Source organism: Sphaerisporangium dianthi, from assembly GCF_042654065.1.
Classification (GTDB): domain Bacteria; phylum Actinomycetota; class Actinomycetes; order Streptosporangiales; family Streptosporangiaceae; genus Sphaerisporangium; species Sphaerisporangium dianthi.
Map to the genome: position 1 here is coordinate 246975 of NZ_JBHSFP010000002.1, position 19830 is coordinate 266804.

The following is a 19830-nucleotide window of genomic DNA, read 5'->3' on the forward strand; positions in this document are numbered from 1 at the left end:
CGGCCGTGTGCGGTCCGATCGCCGGGAGGTCCTGCGGCGATCGAACCGCACACGGGTGACGGGACTAGCTCGACGGGGTGAACAGCACGTCCACCCAGTAGTTGGCGCCGTTGAAGCTGGCCGACGGGAAGCCCGAGTCGGTCCCGTACCGGTAGACGCCGTTGCCGCCCGCCGGGCCGCCGTTGGCCAGCGCGGTCAGCGGCGAGTTGGCGTACGGCCCGGTGTTGAAGTACGCGCCGTCGCCCGCGTAGTGCCCGGCGGGCGCGTGGTAGGAGGCCACGTACACCTGCCCGGCCACGACGTCGACCGGGGCGGCGAACTGCAGCGTCTGCCACCCCGAGGCCGTCTCGTTGACGAACGTGCCGTTGGCCAGCGGGGTGCCGGTGCCGCTCCACAGGTTGCCGACGTGGGTGCCGGTGTTGCCGGCCCCCTTGTAGAACCGGACGCCGGTGACCTGGCCGTCCATCTCGGCGGTGAACTTCACGCCCACCTCGACGGCGTCCGCGTCCGCGTTCGACGGGTTGGCCGGGAAGGCGTTGCTGGCCCAGATGGAGCACGGGCAGGTCGCCGGCCCGCCGGTGGTGAACGACCACGACGTCGTGGTCATGGCGTTGTCGGCGTCGTCCTCGCCGCCGCTGACCGTGACCGTGTACGTCGTGCTCTGCGCCAGCGGGTCGTCCGGCGTGAAGGTGAGCAGCGTGCGCGCCTCGTTGAGCGCCCGCGTGCCGGCCACCGTCTGGTTGGCGGCGTTCTTGACGGTGATCGTGGCGCTGTTCTCCTGGATGGGCTCGCTGAACGTCGCGGTCACCGCCGTGCCGGTGGCCACGCCCGTGCCGCCGTGGTCGGGCGACTTGAGCGTGATGTACGGCGCGGTGGTGTCGGCCAGCCGGGTGAAGATGACGTCCACCCAGTAGTTGGTCGCCCCCCACGACTGGTCGGGATAGGACCGGGCGCCGTACTTGTAGACGCCGTTGCCGCCGCTGGTGGCGCTGGCGAGCGTGCGCAGCGGCGGCGCGGTCACCGCCGAGGCCAGCCCGTTGGCCGTCCCCGAGTAGTGGCCGTTCGGCGCGTGGTAGGAGGCGACGTAGGTGGTGTCCTTGGTCACCGGCCACGGTGTGCCGAAGTACACCTCCTGCCAGCCCTGCGTCGACTCGTCGGTGAACGTCGCCGTGGTCAGCTCGGCGCCGGTCCCCGACCACAGGGTGCCGGTGTGGGCGCCGGTGTTGCCCGCGCCCTTGTAGAACCGGATGCCCTCGATGAAGCCGTCCGTGGCGGCCTGGAACTTCACGCCGACCTCGACCGAGCCGGAGTCGTTGACGCTCGGCACGTCGGGCACGGTGACGTCCGGCCAGACGGTGCACGGGCACTGCCCGGCCGTCCAGGTCTTCGCCGTGGTGAAGGAGAAGCCGTACGGCTGGGTCATGGTGTTGTTCGCGTCGTCCTTGGCGCCGGACACCTCGACGGTGAACCGCTCGCCGGGGGCCAGCGGCGCGGACGGCACGAAGGTGAGCGTCTTGCGGGCGGCGTCCAGGGACACCGTGCCGGCGACGTTCGCCAGAGTGGCGTCCTTCACCGTGAACGTCGGGGTGCCGGTCTGGACGGGCTCGCCGAAGGTGACCTTCGGCTGCACCCCGGTCGGCACGCTGGACGAGCCGGGCACCGGCGCGGCCGTGGTCACCGCCGGCGGGTAGACGTCGTTGACGGTGAACACCACGTCGACGTAGTAGTTGCCGCCGTTGAACGTCTGGTCGGGGAACCCGGCCCCCGCCCGGTAGACGCCGTTGCCCGCCGTCCCGGAGGCGGCCGGCGCCGTCAGCGGCGCGTTGACCAGCGGCTGATAGCGGAAGAAGTTCGCGTCGGCGGCGTAGTGGCCGTTCGGCGCGTAGTAGGAGGCCACGTACTCGGTGCCGGCCGTGACGAACACCGGCGAGCCGAAGTTGAGCTTCTGCCATCCGCTGGACGTCTCGCCGGAGAAGGTGCCGGTGGCCAGCGGGGTGCCGTCGCTCCCCCACAGAGTGCCGGTGTGGGTGCCGGTGTTGCCTGTGCCCTTGTAGAACTTGACCCCGGTCAGGTAGCCGTTCACCGACGGCTTGAACCGCACGCCGAGTTCCAGCGCGCTGCCGTCGTTCTCGGCCGGGTTGGCCGGGGTGACGGAGGAGGTGAACAGGCTGCACGGGCAGTCGACGGAGACGTTGCGCGACGCCTGCGCGCCGACGTTGCCGCTGTCGTCGGCGGCCCGCACCTTGATGGTCGTGGCGCCGACCCCGGTGACCTTCCACGAGTAGGTCCAACTCGTCCGTCCGGTGGCGGGGTGCCAGGTGGCGCCGCCGTCGGTGGAGACCTCGACGGCGCCGACCTGCCCGCCCACGTCCACGGCGGTGCCGCTGACGGTGACGGTGGAGCCGTTGTTCACGGTGACCCCGGCGGCCGGGGCGGTGATGGCCGCGGTCGGCGCGGTGACGTCGGTCGACTTGAGCGCGGTGCTCAGCCCGGCGGTCAGCGACTTGGGCTGCACGCCCATGTCGGCGAACAGGTTCACCGTCGCCTGCTTGATGCTGAGGTTGGAGTAGTCGTTCTCGTCGTAGCCGTCGTGCTCGGGGTCGAGCCCCCACGACCACTGGACCGTCCCGGCGCCGAACACCAGGGCGCCGCTGGGGGCGCGGTAGAGAGTGAGGCGGTGGGTGGCGCTCTTCTGCGCGACGTTGGTGCCGTAGTCGATGAGCACCTGCTCGGCCACGGAGGTGGTGCTCGACATGGGCACCAGGCCCGCGGGCCGAGAGCCGTTGTCGACGTCCTCGTCCCACTCGTAGCCGACGATGCCGCCGATGTTCATGGACCCGGAGAACTGGCCGCCCACGGGGGTGCCGCGCCAGAACCGCATCTTGCCGTCGGCGGCCGGAACGGTCAGCGGGATCGCCTCGCAGCCGTTGTTGGACGTCGTGCAGTTGACGGTGAACAGCGTGCCGGTCAGCGCGTTCTCGGGTTTGCCGCCGTCGGCGGGCGGGCTGAACCGCGGGTCGCGCCAGGTGCCCGTCCAGACGCCGGCGGCCGGGTCGATCTTGGCGTTGGCGTGGGTCTCCTTGTAGGAGACCATCGTGCGGTAGTTGTTCTCCCAGCGGGTCTTCCAGTAGATCTCGTTGCCGCTGAAGAACGCGAGGTTCACGCCGTTGTCGCGGGCGTTCTCGAACGCGGTGCGTTCTTCGCCCGACCAGTACTCGTCGTGGCCCACCGACAGCAGCGACTTGTGGTTGAGCAGCGTCGCGGGGCTGCGCGCGGCGTCCAGCGACGACATGTAGGACACGTTGTAGCCGTTGGCCTCCAGCCAGCGCACCATCGGGTACTCGTTGGCGAAGACGAAGTCACGGCCCCAGGGGGTGGACTCGCGGGTGTTGAACGGGCGGTTGTAGCTGACCTTCACCGCCCGGCCCGGCGCGGCGATGCTGTCGCCGCGGTAGAGGCTGTTGAGCACCTTGTTCGGGTTGTCCTCGGTGGCGGGGATGTCGCCCCAGGAGTTGTACGCCTGCCAGGTGCTGTCGGAGGTGCGGAACAGCAGGTCGGAGGTGCTCGCGTCGTCCCGGACCACGAAGACGATGTGGGTGTCGTCGTTTGTGTCGGTACGGACCACGTGAGCGAAGTAGATGCCGGAGACGGCCGTGGTGGGAACGGTCCAGCTCGCCACGGTGCCCCAGCCGCAGGCCACTTCGCCGGTGGTGGTGTTCTCCGGGCAGCTCGGCTGGAACCGGGAGACGGAGGTGGTGGCCGGCACGGTGATGACCTTGCGCGCGCCCGAACCCCCGTAGTAACCCATGCGGTAGATGTCCACCTGGAGGTTCAGGGCGGTGGACCTGATCTTGAAGTTGACGGTCTGGCCGAGGTTGACGCTCATCTGGTCGCCGTAGCCCTCGACGGTGCCGTGCGGATTGGTGTCCCATTCCGACCGGTCGTTCCCCGTGAGGCTGTTCTCACAGGTGATCTTGTTGCCGCCCGCGTCACAAGGTCCCATCGCCTGCGCCGGCGCGGCGGGGGTCGAGAGGAGTGCGGCGAGAGTCAACGCTGCTGCTGCGATTGCCGACCTGTGTCGGCGCGCGGCACTGCGCGGTTTCATGAAGCTCCCACGTGATCGAAAGGGTCGTTGCCCCGGTGGTGCTCACGCTGCGGAGCGTGGTCCCGACGAAACGACGTCCGGGTGAGTGGACCGGTTTACGCGGTCGTCCCAACTGCCGTCACATGCGTCTCATCCGTAACATGAGCACCCCTGACACGTGATGTGCGCAGGTGGGCGCGGCCTATCGGGCCTTGAGCGCGATGACCGACTTCACCAGTCCGCCGAGCCGCTCGAAGCGGATCTGCGAGGAAGGGAAGTAGTGCCGCATCTCGGTGATGCTGAGCAACTCCACCTCCATCACGATGTTGCGCGCCGCGTCGCGGTCGGAGGTGGGAGTGTGCACCAGCGGCCAGCGGCGCAGCAGGGACGTGCGCACGGCGATGGGCAGGTACTGGAACCCGGGGAACAGGAAGTGCGGCTCCACGGGGAAGTAGCGGTAGGGCGTCTGGACCCAGTGGCGCTCGGCGAGGCGGTGCACGGAGTCGGCGAACATCTGGCGGCGGAGGTGCCCGCCGACGTGCTCGATGACCGCGTTGGAGAAGACCAGGTCGTACTGGGCGGAAAGGACGGCGGCGGGGAGGTCGCAGGCGTCGGCCACGTCGGCCCGCAGCCAGCCGGGCAGGTCGGTGGGGGGCTTCTCGAGGTTCACCACGTGCACGTGGGCCGGGCGCACCGGAGCGCGCATCCAGGCGCTGGCCGTGCCGCCAAGGTCGATAACCGACATGTCGGACAGGTCGGGGAAGGTCTGCGCGAACCAGTTCCAGCGACGGGCCCGCGCCTTGGCGCCGAGCGAGTCGGGGGCGTCGACGAAACGACTCCGCAGAGCGTTCAGACGGCTCATGGTCTCTCCTTGGCGAGGAGTGCGATGGGGGGGTACGGAGCTGGCCGCCATTGAGTCTGCCGGGATCGGCACGTTCCAACGGGACCGCCCAACTATCGCAGAAGCCGTCCGGGCGCACTGCGCACCGCGGTCATTCGATAGCGCACTGAGATCCGGAGATGCCACTCTTGGCCTCGTGGAACGATTGAAGATCGAAGACACCTACCTGCTCACTCCCGCCGTCCACGAGGACGACAGGGGCGCCTTCCTCGAGTGGTACCGCGCCGACCGGCTGTCCGCGCTCACCGGCCACGAACTGAGGCTCGCCCAGGCCAACTGCTCGGTCTCGCGGCGCGGCGTGCTGCGCGGCGTGCACTTCGCGGACGTGCCGCCGGGGCAGGCCAAGTACGTCACCTGCGTCAGCGGCAGCGTCCTGGACGTGGCCGTGGACATCCGGGTCGGCTCGCCCACCTTCGGCGTGTGGCAGGCCGTCGAGCTCGACGACCGCACCAGGCGCGGCGTCTACATCGGCGAGGGGGTGGGGCACGCCTTCATGGCGCTGAGCGAGCAGGCCACCGTGGTCTACATGTGCTCGGAGGTCTACAACCCCGCCCGCGAGCACGGCATCCACCCGCTGGACCCCGAGCTCGGCATCGCCTGGCCCGCCGGCGTCGAGCCGCTGCTGTCGCCCAAGGACGCCGTGGCGCCCACGCTGGCCGAGGCGCGCGAGAAGGGCCTGCTGCCGCTGTACGAGGACTGCCTGGCGTACTACGCCGAGTCGCGGGCGGCGCGCGAGCCCGCGGCGGAGCGCGGCGCACATTGAGTGATCACGAGGCTACGAGCGGTTTTGGCCATGATGAATCCAGCGATAGTGGTAACGAAATCCCGGTTGCCATGCTGATTTAGCGCTATTGCTGGGATAAAAGGCGGATCTGGTTGTCTCATCGTTTCCCAACCGCAACAATGGCCTCGCACTGAAACAATGATCGGAGCCGGCGTCCGCGAGCGCCGGAGGTGGAGGCTCGTCCAGTGAGCGATTCACGGCACGCGGACAGGCGGCGCGCCCGGCGTCGCCGGCCGTCCCCCGATTCGAGAGCCACCGGGTCGCGCCGGTTCCCCGTCACCGGGTGGGTGACGCTGGTGGCCGCCGCCGCGGTGCTCGGGGCGACCGTGACGGTGGTGATCGTCAACCGCCCGCCCGCGGCCGCCCCGCCCGTCGCGAACGCCGCCCCCGTCTCGGCGGAGGTGACGCTGGAGACCAGCCTGTGGAAGTCGCGCAAGGTCGCGAAGGCCACGGCCCAGGTCGAGCACACGCCGCTCGAACTCGGCACCCGCTTCAAGGCCGCCCGCGACGGCGAGGTCGCCGGCATGCGGTTCTACAAGCCCGCCGCCGAGCGCGGCACGCACCGCGGCAGCCTGTGGGACTCCGAGAAGAAGCTGCTGGCCAAGGTGACCTTCACCGGCGAGAGCGGCAGCGGCTGGCAGCAGGCGATGTTCGACAAGCCCGTGCCGATCGTCGCCGGCCGCGTCTACACCGTGTCGTACCACACGAAGAACGGCGGGTACGTCGCCTCGCCCGGCGTGTTCGACGACCCGGTCCGCTCGGGACCGCTGACCGGCCAGGCCGGCGTGTTCGCCCCCGCGGCCAAGTCGTCCTTCCCCTCGCGGGTGCACTCCAAGCGGGTGAGCTACTGGGTCGACGTCATCTTCCGGCACCGGGAGCGCCGCCACTTCCCCCGTCCGACCGGCCGTCCCACCGGCGACCCGACCGCGGTCCCGACGACGGGCGATCCGAGCGTCACGCCGACCCCCGAGGGCTCGGCGACCCCCACCGGCGGCGTCACCGTCAGCCCCACGGCGACCGGCACGGGCTCCCCGAGTCCTTCCTCGCCGGTCACCTCGACCCCCGAGTCGAGCCCGACGCGCAGCCACAACTCCGACCCCTCCGAGTCGCCGTCGGCGAGCGGCACGCCGAAGCCGTCCGCGAGCCCCACGCCGAAGGCCTCCGGCAGCGGCACGCCGAGGCCGTCGCTGAGCGCGAACCCGACCAACCAGCCCACCAAGGTCCCGAGCGCCACCCCCAAGCCGACCCAGACCCCCACCCCGCCGCCCACCGGTGGTTTCCCCGGGGCCGGTGACACGGGCGTGCCCGCCGGTGTGAGCCTCAAAGAGAGCAAGTCGATCACGATCACCAAGGACGGCACGGTGATCGACGGGCTGGAGATCAGCGGCGAGATCAACGTCCAGGCCGACGACGTGACGATCCGCAACACCCGCCTGGCGGCGGCGCCGGGTGAGTGGGGCATCATCCAGCGCAGCGGGCACAGCGGCCTCACCGTCGAGGACACCGAGATCTTCGGCAACGGCAAGCAGCGCACGCAGTTCGGCATCATCAACCAGGGCGGCGACCTGACCGTGCGGCGGGTCGACATCCACACCATCAGCAACGGGATCCTCACCGAGCAGGGCCTGATCGAGGACTCCTACATCCACGATCCGAAGTACTACTCCGGCGACCACACCGACATGATCATGTGTACGAGCGGGCCGCCGTCCGGGGCCACGCTGGTGATCCGCGGCAACACGGTCATCAACACCCTGGAGCAGACCGGCGCCGTCGCGCTCTTCCAGGACTTCGGCGTGGTCCGCAACGTGACGGTGGAGGGCAACTTCCTGGCCGGCGGCGGCTACACCGTCTACGGCGGCGCAGGGGCCAAGGGCACCTCCTCCAACATCAAGGTCGTCGGCAACGTCTTCAGCAAGGACGTCTGGGCCAAGGGCGGCTACAACGGTCCGGTGGCGTACTGGGACAAGAACGGCGCCGGCAACGAGTGGAAGAACAACGTCTGGGAGGACGGCAAGACCGTCCCCGAGGGCGGCTGACCAAGGCGGCCTGACCGCGCGGGGCTGAGCACGCCCCGCCGGGCGGGCGCGGACGAGCCAAAGAGCGAGGCCCTCCACGCGGATGCGTGGAGGGCCTTCTCGTCGTCGGGCCGCGGTGAGCGGGAGGCTCGCCGTGCCAGGCGGGGCGCGCCGGACCGAGGCGGCCGGCGCGCCGCAGGGTCAGCCGACGCGCCAGGTGTCGCCGCCGCCCAGCAGGTCGCTCAGCGAGCCGGCGCCCTGGTCGGAGACCGCCTCGTGCAACTGCCTGCTCATCAGCGTGTCGTACGCGGGACGGTCGACGGACCGGAAGATGCCGATCGGCACGTGCTCGAACGCCGGCTCGTCCAGCCGGGACAGCGCGAAGGCGGCCGAGGGGTCGGGGTCGTGGGCGTCGTGGACCACGATCTCGGACTCGGGCACGCTCGCGCGCTCGGCGACCTCCAGGCGCCCGTCCGGGCGGCGGCGCACGGCCTTGGAGGCCGACACGATCGGCTGCCCGTGCTCGAGGCGCAGGGTGACGTCGTCGCGCACCTCGGGGTCCTTGAGAGCCTCGAACGCGTTGTCGTTGAAGATGTTGCAGTTCTGGTAGATCTCGACCAGGCTCGTGCCCCGGTGCGCCGCCGCCTCGCGCAGCACCGACTGCAGGTGCTTGCGGTCGGAGTCGAGCGTGCGGGCCACGAAACCGGCCTCAGCGCCGAGCGCGAGCGAGATCGGGTTGAACGGCTTGTCCAGCGAGCCCATCGGCGTCGACTTGGTGATCTTGCCGACCTCGGACGTCGGGGAGTACTGCCCCTTGGTCAGACCGTAGATGCGGTTGTTGAACAGCAGGATGTTCATGTTGACGTTGCGGCGCAGCGCGTGGATCAGGTGGTTGCCGCCGATGGACAGCGCGTCGCCGTCCCCGGTGATCACCCACACCGACAGGTCGGGGCGGGAGGCGGCCAGGCCCGTCGCGATCGCCGGCGCCCGGCCGTGGATCGAGTGGAAGCCGTAGGTGTTCAGGTAGTACGGGAACCGGGACGAGCAGCCGATGCCCGACACGAAGACGATGTTCTCGCGCTTGAGCCCGAGCTCGGGCAGGAAGCTCTGGACCGCGGCCAGGATGGCGTAGTCACCGCACCCGGGGCACCAGCGCACCTCCTGGTCGCTCTTGAAGTCCTTCAGGGTCTGCTTCTCGGTGGCCCGCGGGATGAGGGTGAGTCCGGTGCCACCGACGCCCGGCTCTGTGAAGTGCCCGTCCGTCGCGATATCACTCACTGTCGATCACGTCCTGGATCACTCCGGCGAGCTCTTCCGCCTTGAAGGGAAGGCCGCGCACGCGGTTGTAACTGATGACGTCGACCAGGAAGCGCGCCCGCAGCAGCAGGGCGAGCTGGCCGAGGTTGATCTCGGGCAGGAGCACCTTGTCGTAGGAGCGCAGCACCTCGCCGGTGTTGGCGGGCAGCGGGTTCAGGTGACGGAAGTGCGCCTGGGCGATCTTCCCGCCGGACCTCCGCGCCCGCCGCACGGCCGCCGCGATCGGCCCGTACGTCGAGCCCCAGCCGATGACCAGCACCCGGGCGTCGCCGTCGGGGTCGTCGACCTCGAGGAGCGGGATGTCCTGCGCGATGCCGTCGATCTTGCCCTGGCGGAGCCGGACCATCAGGTCGTGGTTGTGCGGGTCGTAGGAGATGTTCCCGGTGCCGTCGGCCTTCTCGATGCCGCCGATGCGGTGCTCCAGCCCCGGGGTGCCCGGGACGGCCCACGGGCGCGCCAGCGTCTGCGGGTCGCGCTTGAACGGCAGGTAGGTCTCGCCGTCCTCGCCGTTGGGCTCCACGGTGAACTCGACCGACAGGTCGGGCAGCTCGTCTTCCTCGGGCAGCCGCCACGGCTCGGAGCCGTTGGCCAGGTAGCCGTCGGACAGCAGCATGACCGGCGTGCGGTACTTCACGGCGATGCGCGCGGCCTCGATCGCCGCGTCGAAGCAGTCGGACGGGGTCGAGGGCGCCACGATGGGCACCGGCGACTCGCCGTTGCGGCCGTACATCGCCATGAGCAGGTCGGTCTGCTCGGTCTTGGTCGGCATGCCCGTCGAAGGGCCGGCCCGCTGGACGTCCACCACGATCAGCGGAAGCTCGGTGGTGACGGCCAGGCCCACGGTCTCGGCCTTGAGCGCCACGCCGGGACCGGAGGTCGTCGTCACGCCGAGCGCGCCGCCGAACGCCGCGCCGAGCGCCGCGCCGACGCCCGCGATCTCGTCCTCCGCCTGGAAGGTGCGGATGCCGAACCGCTTGTGCTTGGACAGCTCGTGCAGGATGTCGGAGGCCGGCGTGATCGGGTAGGAGCCGAGGAACAGCGGCAGCTTCGCCTGCACCGAGGCCGCGATCAGGCCGTAGGCCAGGGCCTGGTTGCCGGAGATGTTGCGGTAGAGGCCCGGGGCCAGCGTCGCCGGCTTGACCTCGTAGGACACCGAGAACGACTCGGTGGTCTCGCCGAAGTTCCACCCGGCCTGGAAGGCCGCGATGTTGGCCTTGGCGATGTCGGGCTTCTTGGCGAACTTGGTCTCGAGGAACTTGACCGTTCCCTCGGTGGGCCGGTTGTACAGCCAGGACAGCAGCCCGAGGGCGAACATGTTCTTGGCCCGCTCGGCGTCCTTCTTGGAGACGTCGTAGCCCTCGAGCGACTTGACGGTCAGCGAGGTCAGCGGGACGGCGTGCACGCGCCACTCACCGAGCGAGCCGTCGTCCACGGGGCTTGAGGAGTAGCCGACCTTCTGCAGGTTGCGCTTGGTGAACTCGTCGGTGTTGACGATGACGTCGGCGCCACGGGGAAGATCGCCGATGTTGGCCTTCAGGGCCGCGGGGTTCATGGCGACCAGGACGTTGGGGGCGTCACCGGGGGTGAGGATGTCGTGGTCGGCGAAGTGCAGCTGGAAGCTCGACACGCCGGGCAGCGTGCCCGCGGGTGCGCGGATCTCGGCGGGGAAGTTGGGCAGGGTGGAAAGGTCGTTTCCGAACTGCGCGGTCTCCGCCGTGAAACGATCACCGGTCAGCTGCATGCCGTCGCCGGAGTCGCCCGCGAAGCGAATGATCACGCGGTCGAGTTGCTGAACCTGCTTGGTCACAGCTCGGTCCTCCTCGACGCGCCTGGGCGCCGTCGCTCGTGGCACGTATTCATTTCCATGCTAGATCCCTTGGGGCTGCGCGGGCTTCTTTACGCATGCGCGTCGATCAGGGGTGTGACCGTGATCCCCTGGCGACGGCAACGATCTCTCTTCGTGGCGCCGGGGCATGCCGGGACATCGGGGGCGATGTCAGGGAGGCCCGGGCCTGTGCGGCCGATGACTAAGATCGACACGGGGGGTGACCACTGCGGGGAGCGTGGTTACGACCGGAGAAGGCTCCTGGTACACAGCCCCGCGGCCAGCCTGCAAAGGTCAACGTGCAAGCGGGAGTAGAGCACGTATCCGGTCACGGTGCCCAACTATATGTCCCTTCACCCGATGACTCCGAGCGCCTCACCCTCAAGGCGTGCTCTTGACGCCCGGCCGACCGGCGTCGCCCGGGGTGCTTCCTGTGCCGTCGCCGGACCGTGCACGAGTGCGCCGCGGCGGCGGATCGGTCCCGGCGTACACCTGTCCCGGCTCCATGCGGCGCGAGCCGTACAACTCCGGGACCGTCACGAAGGCGTACCCCTCCATCGTCAGCCGCGCCAGCAACTCCCGCAACGCCGGCGCGGTCGCCGTGCCGGTCTCGTGCATCAGGACGATCGATCCCGGCCTGATCCCCTTGGCCGCCCGGCGGACGACGTCGCCGGGATCGGGATCCCTGGCGTCCCCCGTGTCCACGTTCCATCCGACGATTGAAAGGTTCAGCGCGCGCGCCGCGGTGACCACCTTGGCGTCGGTGTCGCCGTACGGCGCCCGCATCAGCCGCGGCGCGCGGCCGGTCGCGACGGCGTCCGCGATCTGGGTGCGGTCGAGCTCGTCGGAGATCCGGTTGACGTCCATGGTGGTCAGGTCGCGGTGCGTCCAGGAGTGGTCGGCGACCAGGTGCCCGGCGGCGGCGATGCCGCGCAGCAGGTCCGGCCGCGCCTGGGCGTTGGGGCCCAAGGTGAAGAAGGTGGCGCGCGCGCCGTAGCGGGCCAGGATGGCCAGCAGCCGGCCGGTCTGCGGGCCGGGGCCGTCGTCGAAGGTCAGCGCCACGCACTTGGTGACGGCGCAGTCGGGCCTGCCCGCCGACCCGCTGCCGCCGCTGGTGCCGCCCCCGCCGCCCTCGCCGCCGGCCTCGTCGTCCCCGGGGGCCGGGGTGAACTCCGGCGGGGGCGAGGCCGACAGGGTCGGCGGGGTCGCGGAGTCCACGGCCCTCATCACCCGGCGGCCGAGGCCGGACAGCAGGGGCAGGGCCTCCTGCTTGGGCAGTGCGACCGCGATGCGCCCCATCCGCGCCGGCGCCACCCGGCCGTCGTCGAACTCGGCCACGAGGTCGCCGTGCGGGTTGAAGTTCAGCGAGTCGAACAGCGTCCGGTCGGGCCGCACCGCGCTCGGGCTGATCTCGGGGCCGAGCGTGCCGAGACGGGCGCGGACGACCGTGGCCAGGGTGTCCATCGCCTCGCGGTCCTTGATCAGGTCGGCCGAGTCGTGGACGCGCCGGTCGGTGTCGTCGTACCAGTAGGTGGTCAGCGAGTTGCGCCAGCGGGAGCCGGTGAGCGTCCCGGCGCGCAGCCGCACGCCGAACACCCCGCCGGACGCGGCCGTCACCTGCCAGCCGATGTTCAGCTCGGCCGCCGAGGTGCCGCCCTGGACGTCGCGGGAGTCCTCGCCGAACCGCCGCACGGCCGCCGAGGTCACCTGCGCAAGCCGCCGGCCGAGGGCGGGGGCGGAGGGCGGCACGGGATACCCGGCGAACACGTGCCGGCTGGAGGAGTCGTCGGAGGTGGTGCGCACGGCCAGGCCGGGGATCGAGGCGGGGTCGACGAAGTTGATCGTCGTGGGCTGTGCGGGCAGGGTGGACGGCTGCTCGTGCGAGGGGAGGAAAAGCGTGATCCCGCAACCGGCGATGGTCGCGATCACGGCCGCGACACCTCCGGTCACGAGCAGACGGGACATGACTGCCACACTAGGCACCGCTAAATACCCATTTACTGGATTTTTCCTAGATGAAAGACTGGCCTTTGACCGCAACGGGTAGCGGGCAGGTGACGGAAAGCGATTTCCTGTCCAGTATTGGCGGGCTTGTGGGATCGCTCCGTGGGTCCGCGGTCCCGGAGGCGGGCAAGTAGGAGGCTGTATGAGCGGATATTTCGGTTCTTACACCGTCGTGGCCCTGCTGATAGCGATCGGCGGCGCCGTGTTCGGCGGCGCGCTGCTCGTCAACCGGCTGCTGCGGCCCGACCGTCCCACACCTGAGAAGCTGATGACCTACGAGTGCGGAGTCGACCCCGTCGGCGAGGGCTGGGCGCAGTCGCAGGTCCGGTACTACGTCTTCACCTACCTGTACGTCGTGTTCGCCGTGGACGCCGTCTTCCTCTTTCCCTGGGCGACCGTCTTCGCCGCGCCCGGCTACGGCATGACCACGCTGGTCGAGATGTTCGTCTTCCTCGCCTTCATCGGCATCGGCATCCTCTACGCCTGGCGCAAGCGCGTGCTCGCCTGGACGTGACAGGGGGAGTGCTCGTCCGAACGTGGGGAGTGCCGGCCGGGACGTGAGGGGCGGCACTCGCCTGGAGGTGACGGAAAGGAGACAATGCCCTTATGGCCGCCAGCGACCTTCCGATGCCGACCGTCGGGCCGGTGTCCCGGCTCGCCCCCAAACCGATGCGCTTCATCCTCAACTGGGGCAGGCGCTATTCCCTGTGGGTGTTCAACTTCGGGCTGGCGTGCTGCGCCATCGAGTTCATCGCCACCTCGATGAGCCGCCACGACTTCATCCGGTTCGGCGTGATCCCGTTCGCCAACGGGCCCAGGCAGGCCGACCTCATGATCGTGTCGGGGACCGTCACCGACAAGATGGCCCCGGCCGTCAAGCGCCTCTACGAGCAGATGCCCGACCCCAAGTACGTCATCTCCTTCGGGGCCTGCTCGAACTCCGGCGGCCCCTACTGGGACTCCTACTGCGTGACCAAGGGCGTGGACCAGATCATCCCGGTCGACGTCTACGTCCCCGGCTGCCCGCCCCGCCCTGAAGCCCTCCTGCACGGCATCATGAAGCTCCAGGAGAAGATCGCCGCCGAGTCGCTGGGCGACCGCTACGCCGCGGTCCGCTCGGACGCCGACCGCTCAGACCCAGGCGGCCTGGACGCGGGCGGTTCGAGCGCGGGCCGCCCAGACGCGGGCGGCAGGGCGTGAAGGCCGCGATCGCGGAGCGGTACGGCGAGCGCGCCGAGGTCTCCGACTCCTTCGGCCGGCTCACCGTGGACGTCGGCCCCGCCGACTGGGTCGACCTGCTGACCTTCGCCCGCGACGCCCTCGGGTGCGCGTTCTTCGACTGGCTGACCGGCGTGGACGACCCGCCGCAGGGCTTCTCGGTGGTCGCCCACCTCTTCGACCCGGTCGAGCACACCCACCTGCTGGCCAGGACCCGCGTGCCGCGCGAGGACCCGCGGCTGCCCACCGCCACGGGCGTCTTCCGTGGCGCCGACTGGCACGAGCGCGAGACCTTCGAGATGTTCGGGGTGATCTTCGAGGGGCATCCTCATCTGGTCCCCCTCCTGCTGCCCGACGGCTTCGAGGGACACCCGCTCCGCAAGGACTTCGTCCTCGCCTCGCGGGTCGCCAAGTCGTGGCCGGGCGCCAAGGAGCCGGGCGAGTCCGGCACGGGCTCGCCCAGCCGCCGCAAGATGGCGCCGCCCGGCGTCCCCGCCGACTGGGGCCCGAACGCGACCGCGCCGCCCCCGGTCCGGGGCCCGCGCGCCGTCCGCCCGCCCTCACCTCAGGAGCCCTCGCCGCCGCCCGACCCGCCTGGGGCGGAGCGGTCGGTCGCGGGCGCGGAACGGCGGGAGGACGGCGATGGCTGAGGTGCTCGACGTCGTGCTGCGCCTCGCGGTGATCGTCATCGCCTTCCTGACCCTGCCGCTGATCGTGGGGCAGACCGAGCACAAGGCCATGGCCCACATGCAGTCGCGCCTCGGCCCCATGTACGCCGGCGGCTTCCACGGCTGGGCGCAGCTGATCGCCGACGGGGTGAAGTTCGTCCAGAAGGAGGACATCATCCCCGCGGCGGCCGACCGCCGGGTGTTCGCCATCGCTCCCGCGGTGGCCCTGGTGCCCTACCTCGTGGTGATGGCCGTCATCCCGGTCGGCCCCGGCCTGTTCGGCGCCGATCTCGACGCCGGGCTGTTCTTCGTGCTCGCCGTGATGGGCGTCGGCGTGCTGGGATCGATCATGGCGGGCTGGTCCTCGGCCAACAAGTACTCGGCGCTCGGCGGCATGCGGGCGGCGGCCCAGCTCATGTCGTACGAGCTCCCCCTGGTGCTCGCGGCCTCCTCGGTCGCGATGGCGGCGGGCACGCTGTCGCTGCCGGGCATCGTTGCGGCCTGGCAGTGGTGGTGGCTGCCGTGGCAGGCCATCGGCGCGGTGGTGTTCTTCGTCGCCGGTCTCGCCGAGCTGCGCAGGCCGCCCTTCGACATGCCGATCGCCGACTCCGAGATCATCATGGGTCCGATGACCGAGTACACCGGCATCCGGTTCGCGCTGTTCATGCTGGCGGAGTACGCCGGCATCGTGGTGCTGTCGGCGCTGACCGCGGTGCTGTTCCTCGGAGGCTGGCAGGGGCCGCTGCTGCCCGGCCCGGTCTGGACGCTGATCAAGATCTTCGCGCTGGCGTTCGTGGTGATCTGGGTGCGCGTCAGCTTCCCGCGGTTCAGGGCCGACCAGCTCCAGAAGCTCGCCTGGATCGGCCTGGTGCCGCTGGCCCTGGTGCAGCTCGCGCTCACCGGCGTCGTCAAGGTGCTCATCACCGGCTGAGCGACGCGTCCCCCGGCGTCCGGCTCAGGGCGGCTCGGCGAGGTCACGCCATGGTCCGATGGCCGCCGGACGCGGCGGCCTAGCGTCCGAAGATCGTGCCGCCGTTGATGTGGAGGATCTGGCCGGTGACGTACCCGGCCTCCGGGGAGGCGAGGTACCTGATGGCCGCCGCCACCTCGGCCGGCGTGCCGGCCTTGCCCACCAGGGTCTGGCCGACGCGCGATCGCACGAACTCCGGCGTCGCCCGGCCGCCGAAGAACTCGGTGTCGGCGACGTACCCGGGGGCGACCGCGTTCACCGTGACCCCGTCGGCTCCGAGGCGCTGGGCCAGCTCGAAGGTGTAGGCGTGCAGGGCGGCCTTGGCGCCTCCGTACGACCCCGGGCCGCGGATCGCGGCGATCGAGGACAGGTGGACGACGCGCCCGCCCGGCCGGCGCAGGTACGGCAGCAGGGCCTCGGTGAGCAGGACCGCCGTGAGCACGTTGGCGTCGAAGTTGCGGCGGTAGCCGTCGGCGATGCCGGCCAGCGTGCCGTCGTCGGCGGAGGCGACGTTCCCGCCCGCGTTGGTGACGACCACGTCGACCGGGCCCTGCATGGCGATCGCCTCGGCGGCCTCCTGGGCCTGCCCAGGATCGGACAGGTCGGCGGCCCTCCAGCTCACGAGGTCGGCGTCGTAGGCCGTGTTCAGCTTGGCCGCGGCCTCCTTCAGCACCTCGGCCCGGCGTCCCAGGATGACGACCTGGGCGCCCTCCCCGGCGAAGACGTCCGCCGTCGCCAGCCCGATGCCGGTGCCTCCACCGGAGACCACCACGCGTCGTTGCTCCATGTCGCACCCCTTTCGCCGCGCCATTAGACCATGTTTCGCGCCATGCCGTTCGCGTCCAAGGGCCTGGCGGGGCCTGCCCTCGCCTGGCCGCACAAGGGCGGTGGGGCCAGGTCTCAGTAGTCCTTCAGGGCGATGGCGTTCGCGGCCTTGTGGATCGGTTCGAGGATCTTGGCGATGACGCGGTCCTTGCCCGGCATGTGCGGCATGACGCGCAGCATCGTCATCTGGAACCTGATCAGCCATCTGCTGCCGAGCACCATGTGCTTGACGTTCTGCGGCCCGAGCTTCTGGTTCTCGTCGGTGTAGTGCCGCATCTCCTTCTCGTAGCGGTCGAACCCGGCTTCGTGGCCGCCGCCCGCGGCGGCGAGCTCGCCCGCCAGGACGTACGCGCCGACGAGGGCGAGGCTCGTGCCCTGGCCCGAAGCCGGGGAGGCGCAGTAGCCGGCGTCGCCGAGCAGCACCACGCGGCCCTTGGACCAGCGGTCCATGTGGACCTGGCTGAGCGTGTCGAAGTAGAAGTCGGGCGCGGCGCTCATCTCGGAGAGCAGCCGGGGAACCTCCCAGGCGTCCTCGGCGTAGGCGCCGGCCAGAATGCTCTGCTGCCGCGCGCGGTCGCGGCGGTCGTACTCCTGCGGCGCCCCGGCGAACAGGAACATGGCCTTGGCGCCGGAGTCCTTGGCCGTGCTGTACATCAGCGTCGTGCGGCCGGGGGAGACGTAGGTCAGCTCCTCGCGGTCGAGGCCGAGGTGGTTCGGGACGCTGAAGATCGACACGTAGTAGCCCAGGTCGCGGATGTAGTCCTCCTCGGGGCCGAAGGCGAGGCGGCGGGTGACGGAGTGCAGGCCGTCGGCTCCCACCACCAGGTCGAACGCGCGGGTCTCACCGGTGTCGAAGGTGACCGACACCCCCTCGGCGGTCTCGGCGACGGCGGCGATGGAGGTGTCGAAGAGGTACTCGGCGTCGTCCTTGGTCAGGTCGTACAGGATGCGGTTGAGGTCGCCGCGGAGGATCTCGGCGTCCTCGTCGGACCGGCCGCCGAAGCTGTCGCCGTCCATGCTCGCCACCCGCCGGCCGGCGGCGTCGACGACCGACCCGCGCCGGACGTCGGTGCGCTCGCGGCGGATCTCGTCCAGGACGCCCATGCGCCGGACCACCTCCAGCGCCGCGCCGCGGATGTCGACCTTGTAGCCGCCCTCCCTGACGGCGGGGGCCCGCTCCACGACCGTGGGCGCGAAGCCGTGACGGCGCAGCCAGTACGCCAGCGCGGTGCCGGCGATGCCGGCGCCGGAGATCAGGATCGTGCGGTCGGTCATGGGGGGCTCCTGTTTCGGTCGTTCCCGCTGGTCGCGGGCTCCCGACGGTCGCGGCCGCCGGGTCCTGGGCGGCCCGGCGCGTCGTCTGATCCGAACGATACATATGTACGAGTCATTTGTGCAATACATATGTACGATACGAATGTCTCATACGTGTGTAGACTCTCGGGCATGGGTAATCGAGAAGATCTCCTGGCGGGCGCCAAGCGCTGCCTGTACGAGAAGGGGTACGCCCGCACGACGGCGCGCGACATCGCCGCGGCGTCCGGCGTGGTGAGCCTCGCGGCGATCGGCTACCACTACGGGTCGAAGGAGGCGCTGCTCAACGAGGCCCTGCGCCAGGCACTCGAAGAATGGGGCGACGACCTCGGCCGCACGCTGGCCGCGCAGGTCGACCCCGCCGCGGCCCCTGAGCAGCGGTTCGAGGCGGCCTGGTCGGCGGTGATCCGGTCGTTCGACGAGAGCCGCCCGCTATGGGCCGTCCAGTTCGAGCTGGTCGCGCACATCGACAGGACGCCGGAGCTGGCCGAGGCCTTCGCCGAGGCAGGGCGGCAGGCCCGCCTGGGCCTGGTCGAGCTGATCGGAGATCTCGGCGCCGGCGCGGACGAGAAGACCGCGGAGAAGATCGGCGCCTTCTACCAGGTCCTGCTCAGCGGCCTGGCCGCGCAGTGGCTGGTGGACGCGCGGGCGGTGCCGTCAGGACGCGACCTGGTCGAGGTGCTCAAGCTCCTCACCGGCGGCCTCCACCCGCACCCCGAGGCCACCGCCTGACCGGCGCCGGGCACGGCCACCGCCTGACCTGCGCCCGGCACGACCACCGCCTGACCGGCGCTGGCCACGACCGTGGCCACGGCCTGACCTGCGCCGGGCGCGACCGTCGCGCGGCCCCGGCGCACCGTCCCGGAGCTAGACCGCGGTGGGCAGCGGGCCGCCGTGGTAGGCGATGGCGTCGCCGAACGCCTGGATCAGGTCCAGCTCGCCGCCGCCCGCCGCGTCCAGGTAGGCGCGGTGCAGGTTGAGCACGAGGCGCTCGGCGTCCGCCCAGCCGGCGAACTCGCCGAGGTCGCACCGCCGGGCGGCCTCCAGCGGCGTCAGCCCGTCCCTGCGCCCGCTCTCGGCGGTGACCTGGACCAGCCGGTAGTACCGCTCATGGGCCGCCAGCACGTCCGGCAGCGTCCGCGCGTCCACCAGGGGGCCGTGCCCCGGGACGAGGTGGTCCGGCTGGAAGGCCGCCATCCAGTCGAGCGACCGCAGCGCGCCCTCCACCGAGCCCATGAACACCAGCGGCGTGAGGCCGTGGAAGACCAGGTCGCCGGAGAACAGCACCCGCTCCTCGGGCAGCCAGGCGACCACGTCGCCCGTGGTGTGCGCGGGGTGCCCGGGGTGGCGCAGTTCCACCCGGCGCGGGCCGGTGAACACCGTCAGCTCCGACCGCAGGGTGATGGTCGGAACCCGGCGGGTCACACCGCCCCAGTCGGGCACCGGCGCCCAGATCGGCGGGCACCCGTCGATGATGGGGTCGGCCAGCAGACCTTCGCGCATCGCCTCGTGCCCGGCGATGACGGTGGAGGCGGGCAGCAGGCTGTTGCCGTAGGAATGGTCGCCGTGCTGGTGGGTGTTGACCGCGACGCGGATCGGGGCGTCCCCGGTCGCCTCGCGGACGGCGTCCAGGAGGCGCCGGGTGCGCTGCTCGGTGGCGCAGGTGTCGATCAGGACGACCCCGTCGTCCCCCGTCACCACCCCGGCGTTGTTGAGCCACCACGTCCCGTCCGGCTGGACCCAGGCCAGCACCCCGGGGACGACCTCGTGCAGGGCGGCCGCGTCGGGCGTCGCGTCGACAGGCTGCTGAGAGATGACCCTCACACCTCTTCCGGTAGGCAGACAGGCGGAAACGCGGTCGGACGGCACACGCCGGACAGCGCGGACGCGAATCTACCGCCT

The 19830-nt window shown here is 70.7% G+C and carries 16 protein-coding genes; 7 read left to right on the plus strand and 9 right to left on the minus strand.

All coding sequences use genetic code 11. The features are described from left to right. Positions 1-64: 64 nt before the first annotated feature. Positions 65-4003 carry a DUF4082 domain-containing protein gene (locus ACFO60_RS04205; protein WP_380837107.1) on the minus strand — a complete coding sequence of 1313 codons (3939 nt, stop codon included), beginning with the start codon at positions 4001-4003 and terminating at the stop codon, positions 65-67. Positions 4004-4286: 283 nt separating this feature from the next. After that, positions 4287-4946, minus strand: a complete 660-nt coding sequence (locus tag ACFO60_RS04210) for a class I SAM-dependent methyltransferase (RefSeq protein ID WP_380837109.1) — start codon at positions 4944-4946, stop codon at positions 4287-4289. A 175-nt stretch (positions 4947-5121) separates the two neighbouring features. Between ACFO60_RS04210 and rfbC the strand changes: the two genes are divergently transcribed. Beyond that, entirely contained in the window at positions 5122-5748 is a 627-nt protein-coding gene (gene rfbC / locus ACFO60_RS04215) for a dTDP-4-dehydrorhamnose 3,5-epimerase (protein WP_380837111.1), read from the plus strand. A gap of 206 nt (positions 5749-5954) precedes the next feature. Next, on the plus strand, positions 5955-7808 hold the full coding sequence (locus tag ACFO60_RS04220) for a DUF4082 domain-containing protein (RefSeq protein ID WP_380837114.1): 1854 nt from the start codon (positions 5955-5957) through the stop codon (positions 7806-7808). A gap of 180 nt (positions 7809-7988) precedes the next feature. Here the strand turns inward: ACFO60_RS04220 and ACFO60_RS04225 are convergent, their stop codons facing one another. The 4 genes from ACFO60_RS04225 to ACFO60_RS04240 form a co-directional block, all read right to left on the minus strand. After that, positions 7989-9065 carry a 2-oxoacid:ferredoxin oxidoreductase subunit beta gene (locus ACFO60_RS04225; RefSeq protein ID WP_380837117.1) on the minus strand — a complete coding sequence of 359 codons (1077 nt, stop codon included), beginning with the start codon at positions 9063-9065 and terminating at the stop codon, positions 7989-7991. Continuing rightward, entirely contained in the window at positions 9058-10911 is a 1854-nt protein-coding gene (locus ACFO60_RS04230) for a 2-oxoacid:acceptor oxidoreductase subunit alpha (protein WP_380837120.1), read from the minus strand. Before ACFO60_RS04230 ends, ACFO60_RS04225 begins: the two co-directional genes overlap by 8 nt. A 260-nt stretch (positions 10912-11171) precedes the next feature. Beyond that, complete coding sequence (locus ACFO60_RS04235; protein WP_380837122.1) at positions 11172-11261, minus strand: putative leader peptide; 90 nt, start codon at positions 11259-11261, stop codon at positions 11172-11174. A 49-nt stretch (positions 11262-11310) separates the two neighbouring features. Further along, positions 11311-12894: a polysaccharide deacetylase family protein gene (locus ACFO60_RS04240; protein ID WP_380837124.1), complete on the minus strand. Its 1584-nt coding sequence runs from the start codon at positions 12892-12894 to the stop codon at positions 11311-11313. Between the two features lie 181 nt (positions 12895-13075). On the opposite strand from ACFO60_RS04240, the gene ACFO60_RS04245 reads away from it, so the two are divergent. The 4 genes from ACFO60_RS04245 (at position 13076) to nuoH (ending at position 15750) form a co-directional block, all read left to right on the plus strand. Then, positions 13076-13447 carry an NADH-quinone oxidoreductase subunit A gene (locus ACFO60_RS04245; protein ID WP_380837126.1) on the plus strand — a complete coding sequence of 124 codons (372 nt, stop codon included), beginning with the start codon at positions 13076-13078 and terminating at the stop codon, positions 13445-13447. A gap of 92 nt (positions 13448-13539) precedes the next feature. Next, positions 13540-14133 carry an NADH-quinone oxidoreductase subunit B gene (locus ACFO60_RS04250; protein ID WP_465269872.1) on the plus strand — a complete coding sequence of 198 codons (594 nt, stop codon included), beginning with the start codon at positions 13540-13542 and terminating at the stop codon, positions 14131-14133. Further along, positions 14130-14801 (plus strand): NADH-quinone oxidoreductase subunit C, encoded by a 672-nt coding sequence (locus ACFO60_RS04255; protein WP_380837129.1) that lies wholly within the window; start codon positions 14130-14132, stop codon positions 14799-14801. Before ACFO60_RS04250 ends, ACFO60_RS04255 begins: the two co-directional genes overlap by 4 nt. Continuing rightward, entirely contained in the window at positions 14794-15750 is a 957-nt protein-coding gene (gene nuoH, locus ACFO60_RS04260; RefSeq protein ID WP_380837132.1) for an NADH-quinone oxidoreductase subunit NuoH, read from the plus strand. The genes ACFO60_RS04255 and nuoH overlap by 8 nt, the downstream gene beginning before the upstream one ends. Before the next feature lie 79 nt (positions 15751-15829). Here nuoH and ACFO60_RS04265 read toward each other — a convergent pair whose 3' ends face one another. Further along, complete coding sequence (locus ACFO60_RS04265; protein WP_380837135.1) at positions 15830-16576, minus strand: SDR family NAD(P)-dependent oxidoreductase; 747 nt, start codon at positions 16574-16576, stop codon at positions 15830-15832. A gap of 113 nt (positions 16577-16689) precedes the next feature. Further along, positions 16690-17889 (minus strand): FAD-dependent monooxygenase, encoded by a 1200-nt coding sequence (locus tag ACFO60_RS04270; protein ID WP_380837137.1) that lies wholly within the window; start codon positions 17887-17889, stop codon positions 16690-16692. 171 nt (positions 17890-18060) lie between these two features. Between ACFO60_RS04270 and ACFO60_RS04275 the strand changes: the two genes are divergently transcribed. Further along, positions 18061-18660 (plus strand): TetR/AcrR family transcriptional regulator, encoded by a 600-nt coding sequence (locus ACFO60_RS04275; protein ID WP_380837139.1) that lies wholly within the window; start codon positions 18061-18063, stop codon positions 18658-18660. A 135-nt stretch (positions 18661-18795) separates the two neighbouring features. Here ACFO60_RS04275 and ACFO60_RS04280 read toward each other — a convergent pair whose 3' ends face one another. Beyond that, a complete protein-coding gene (locus ACFO60_RS04280; RefSeq protein WP_380837142.1) occupies positions 18796-19752 on the minus strand; it encodes an MBL fold metallo-hydrolase in 957 nt (318 codons plus the stop codon). Between the last annotated feature and the right edge of the window lie 78 nt (positions 19753-19830).

Coding starts and splice junctions, on each gene's coding strand:
- ACFO60_RS04205 (WP_380837107.1), bottom strand. CDS start 4,003: ATGGGACCTTGTGACGCGGGCGGCAACAAGATCACCTGTGAGAACAGC.
- ACFO60_RS04250 (WP_465269872.1), top strand. CDS start 13,540: ATGGCCGCCAGCGACCTTCCGATGCCGACCGTCGGGCCGGTGTCCCGG.
- ACFO60_RS04265 (WP_380837135.1), bottom strand. CDS start 16,576: ATGGAGCAACGACGCGTGGTGGTCTCCGGTGGAGGCACCGGCATCGGG.
- ACFO60_RS04210 (WP_380837109.1), bottom strand. CDS start 4,946: ATGAGCCGTCTGAACGCTCTGCGGAGTCGTTTCGTCGACGCCCCCGAC.
- ACFO60_RS04270 (WP_380837137.1), bottom strand. CDS start 17,889: ATGACCGACCGCACGATCCTGATCTCCGGCGCCGGCATCGCCGGCACC.
- ACFO60_RS04240 (WP_380837124.1), bottom strand. CDS start 12,894: ATGTCCCGTCTGCTCGTGACCGGAGGTGTCGCGGCCGTGATCGCGACC.
- ACFO60_RS04245 (WP_380837126.1), top strand. CDS start 13,076: ATGAGCGGATATTTCGGTTCTTACACCGTCGTGGCCCTGCTGATAGCG.
- ACFO60_RS04275 (WP_380837139.1), top strand. CDS start 18,061: ATGGGTAATCGAGAAGATCTCCTGGCGGGCGCCAAGCGCTGCCTGTAC.
- nuoH (WP_380837132.1), top strand. CDS start 14,794: ATGGCTGAGGTGCTCGACGTCGTGCTGCGCCTCGCGGTGATCGTCATC.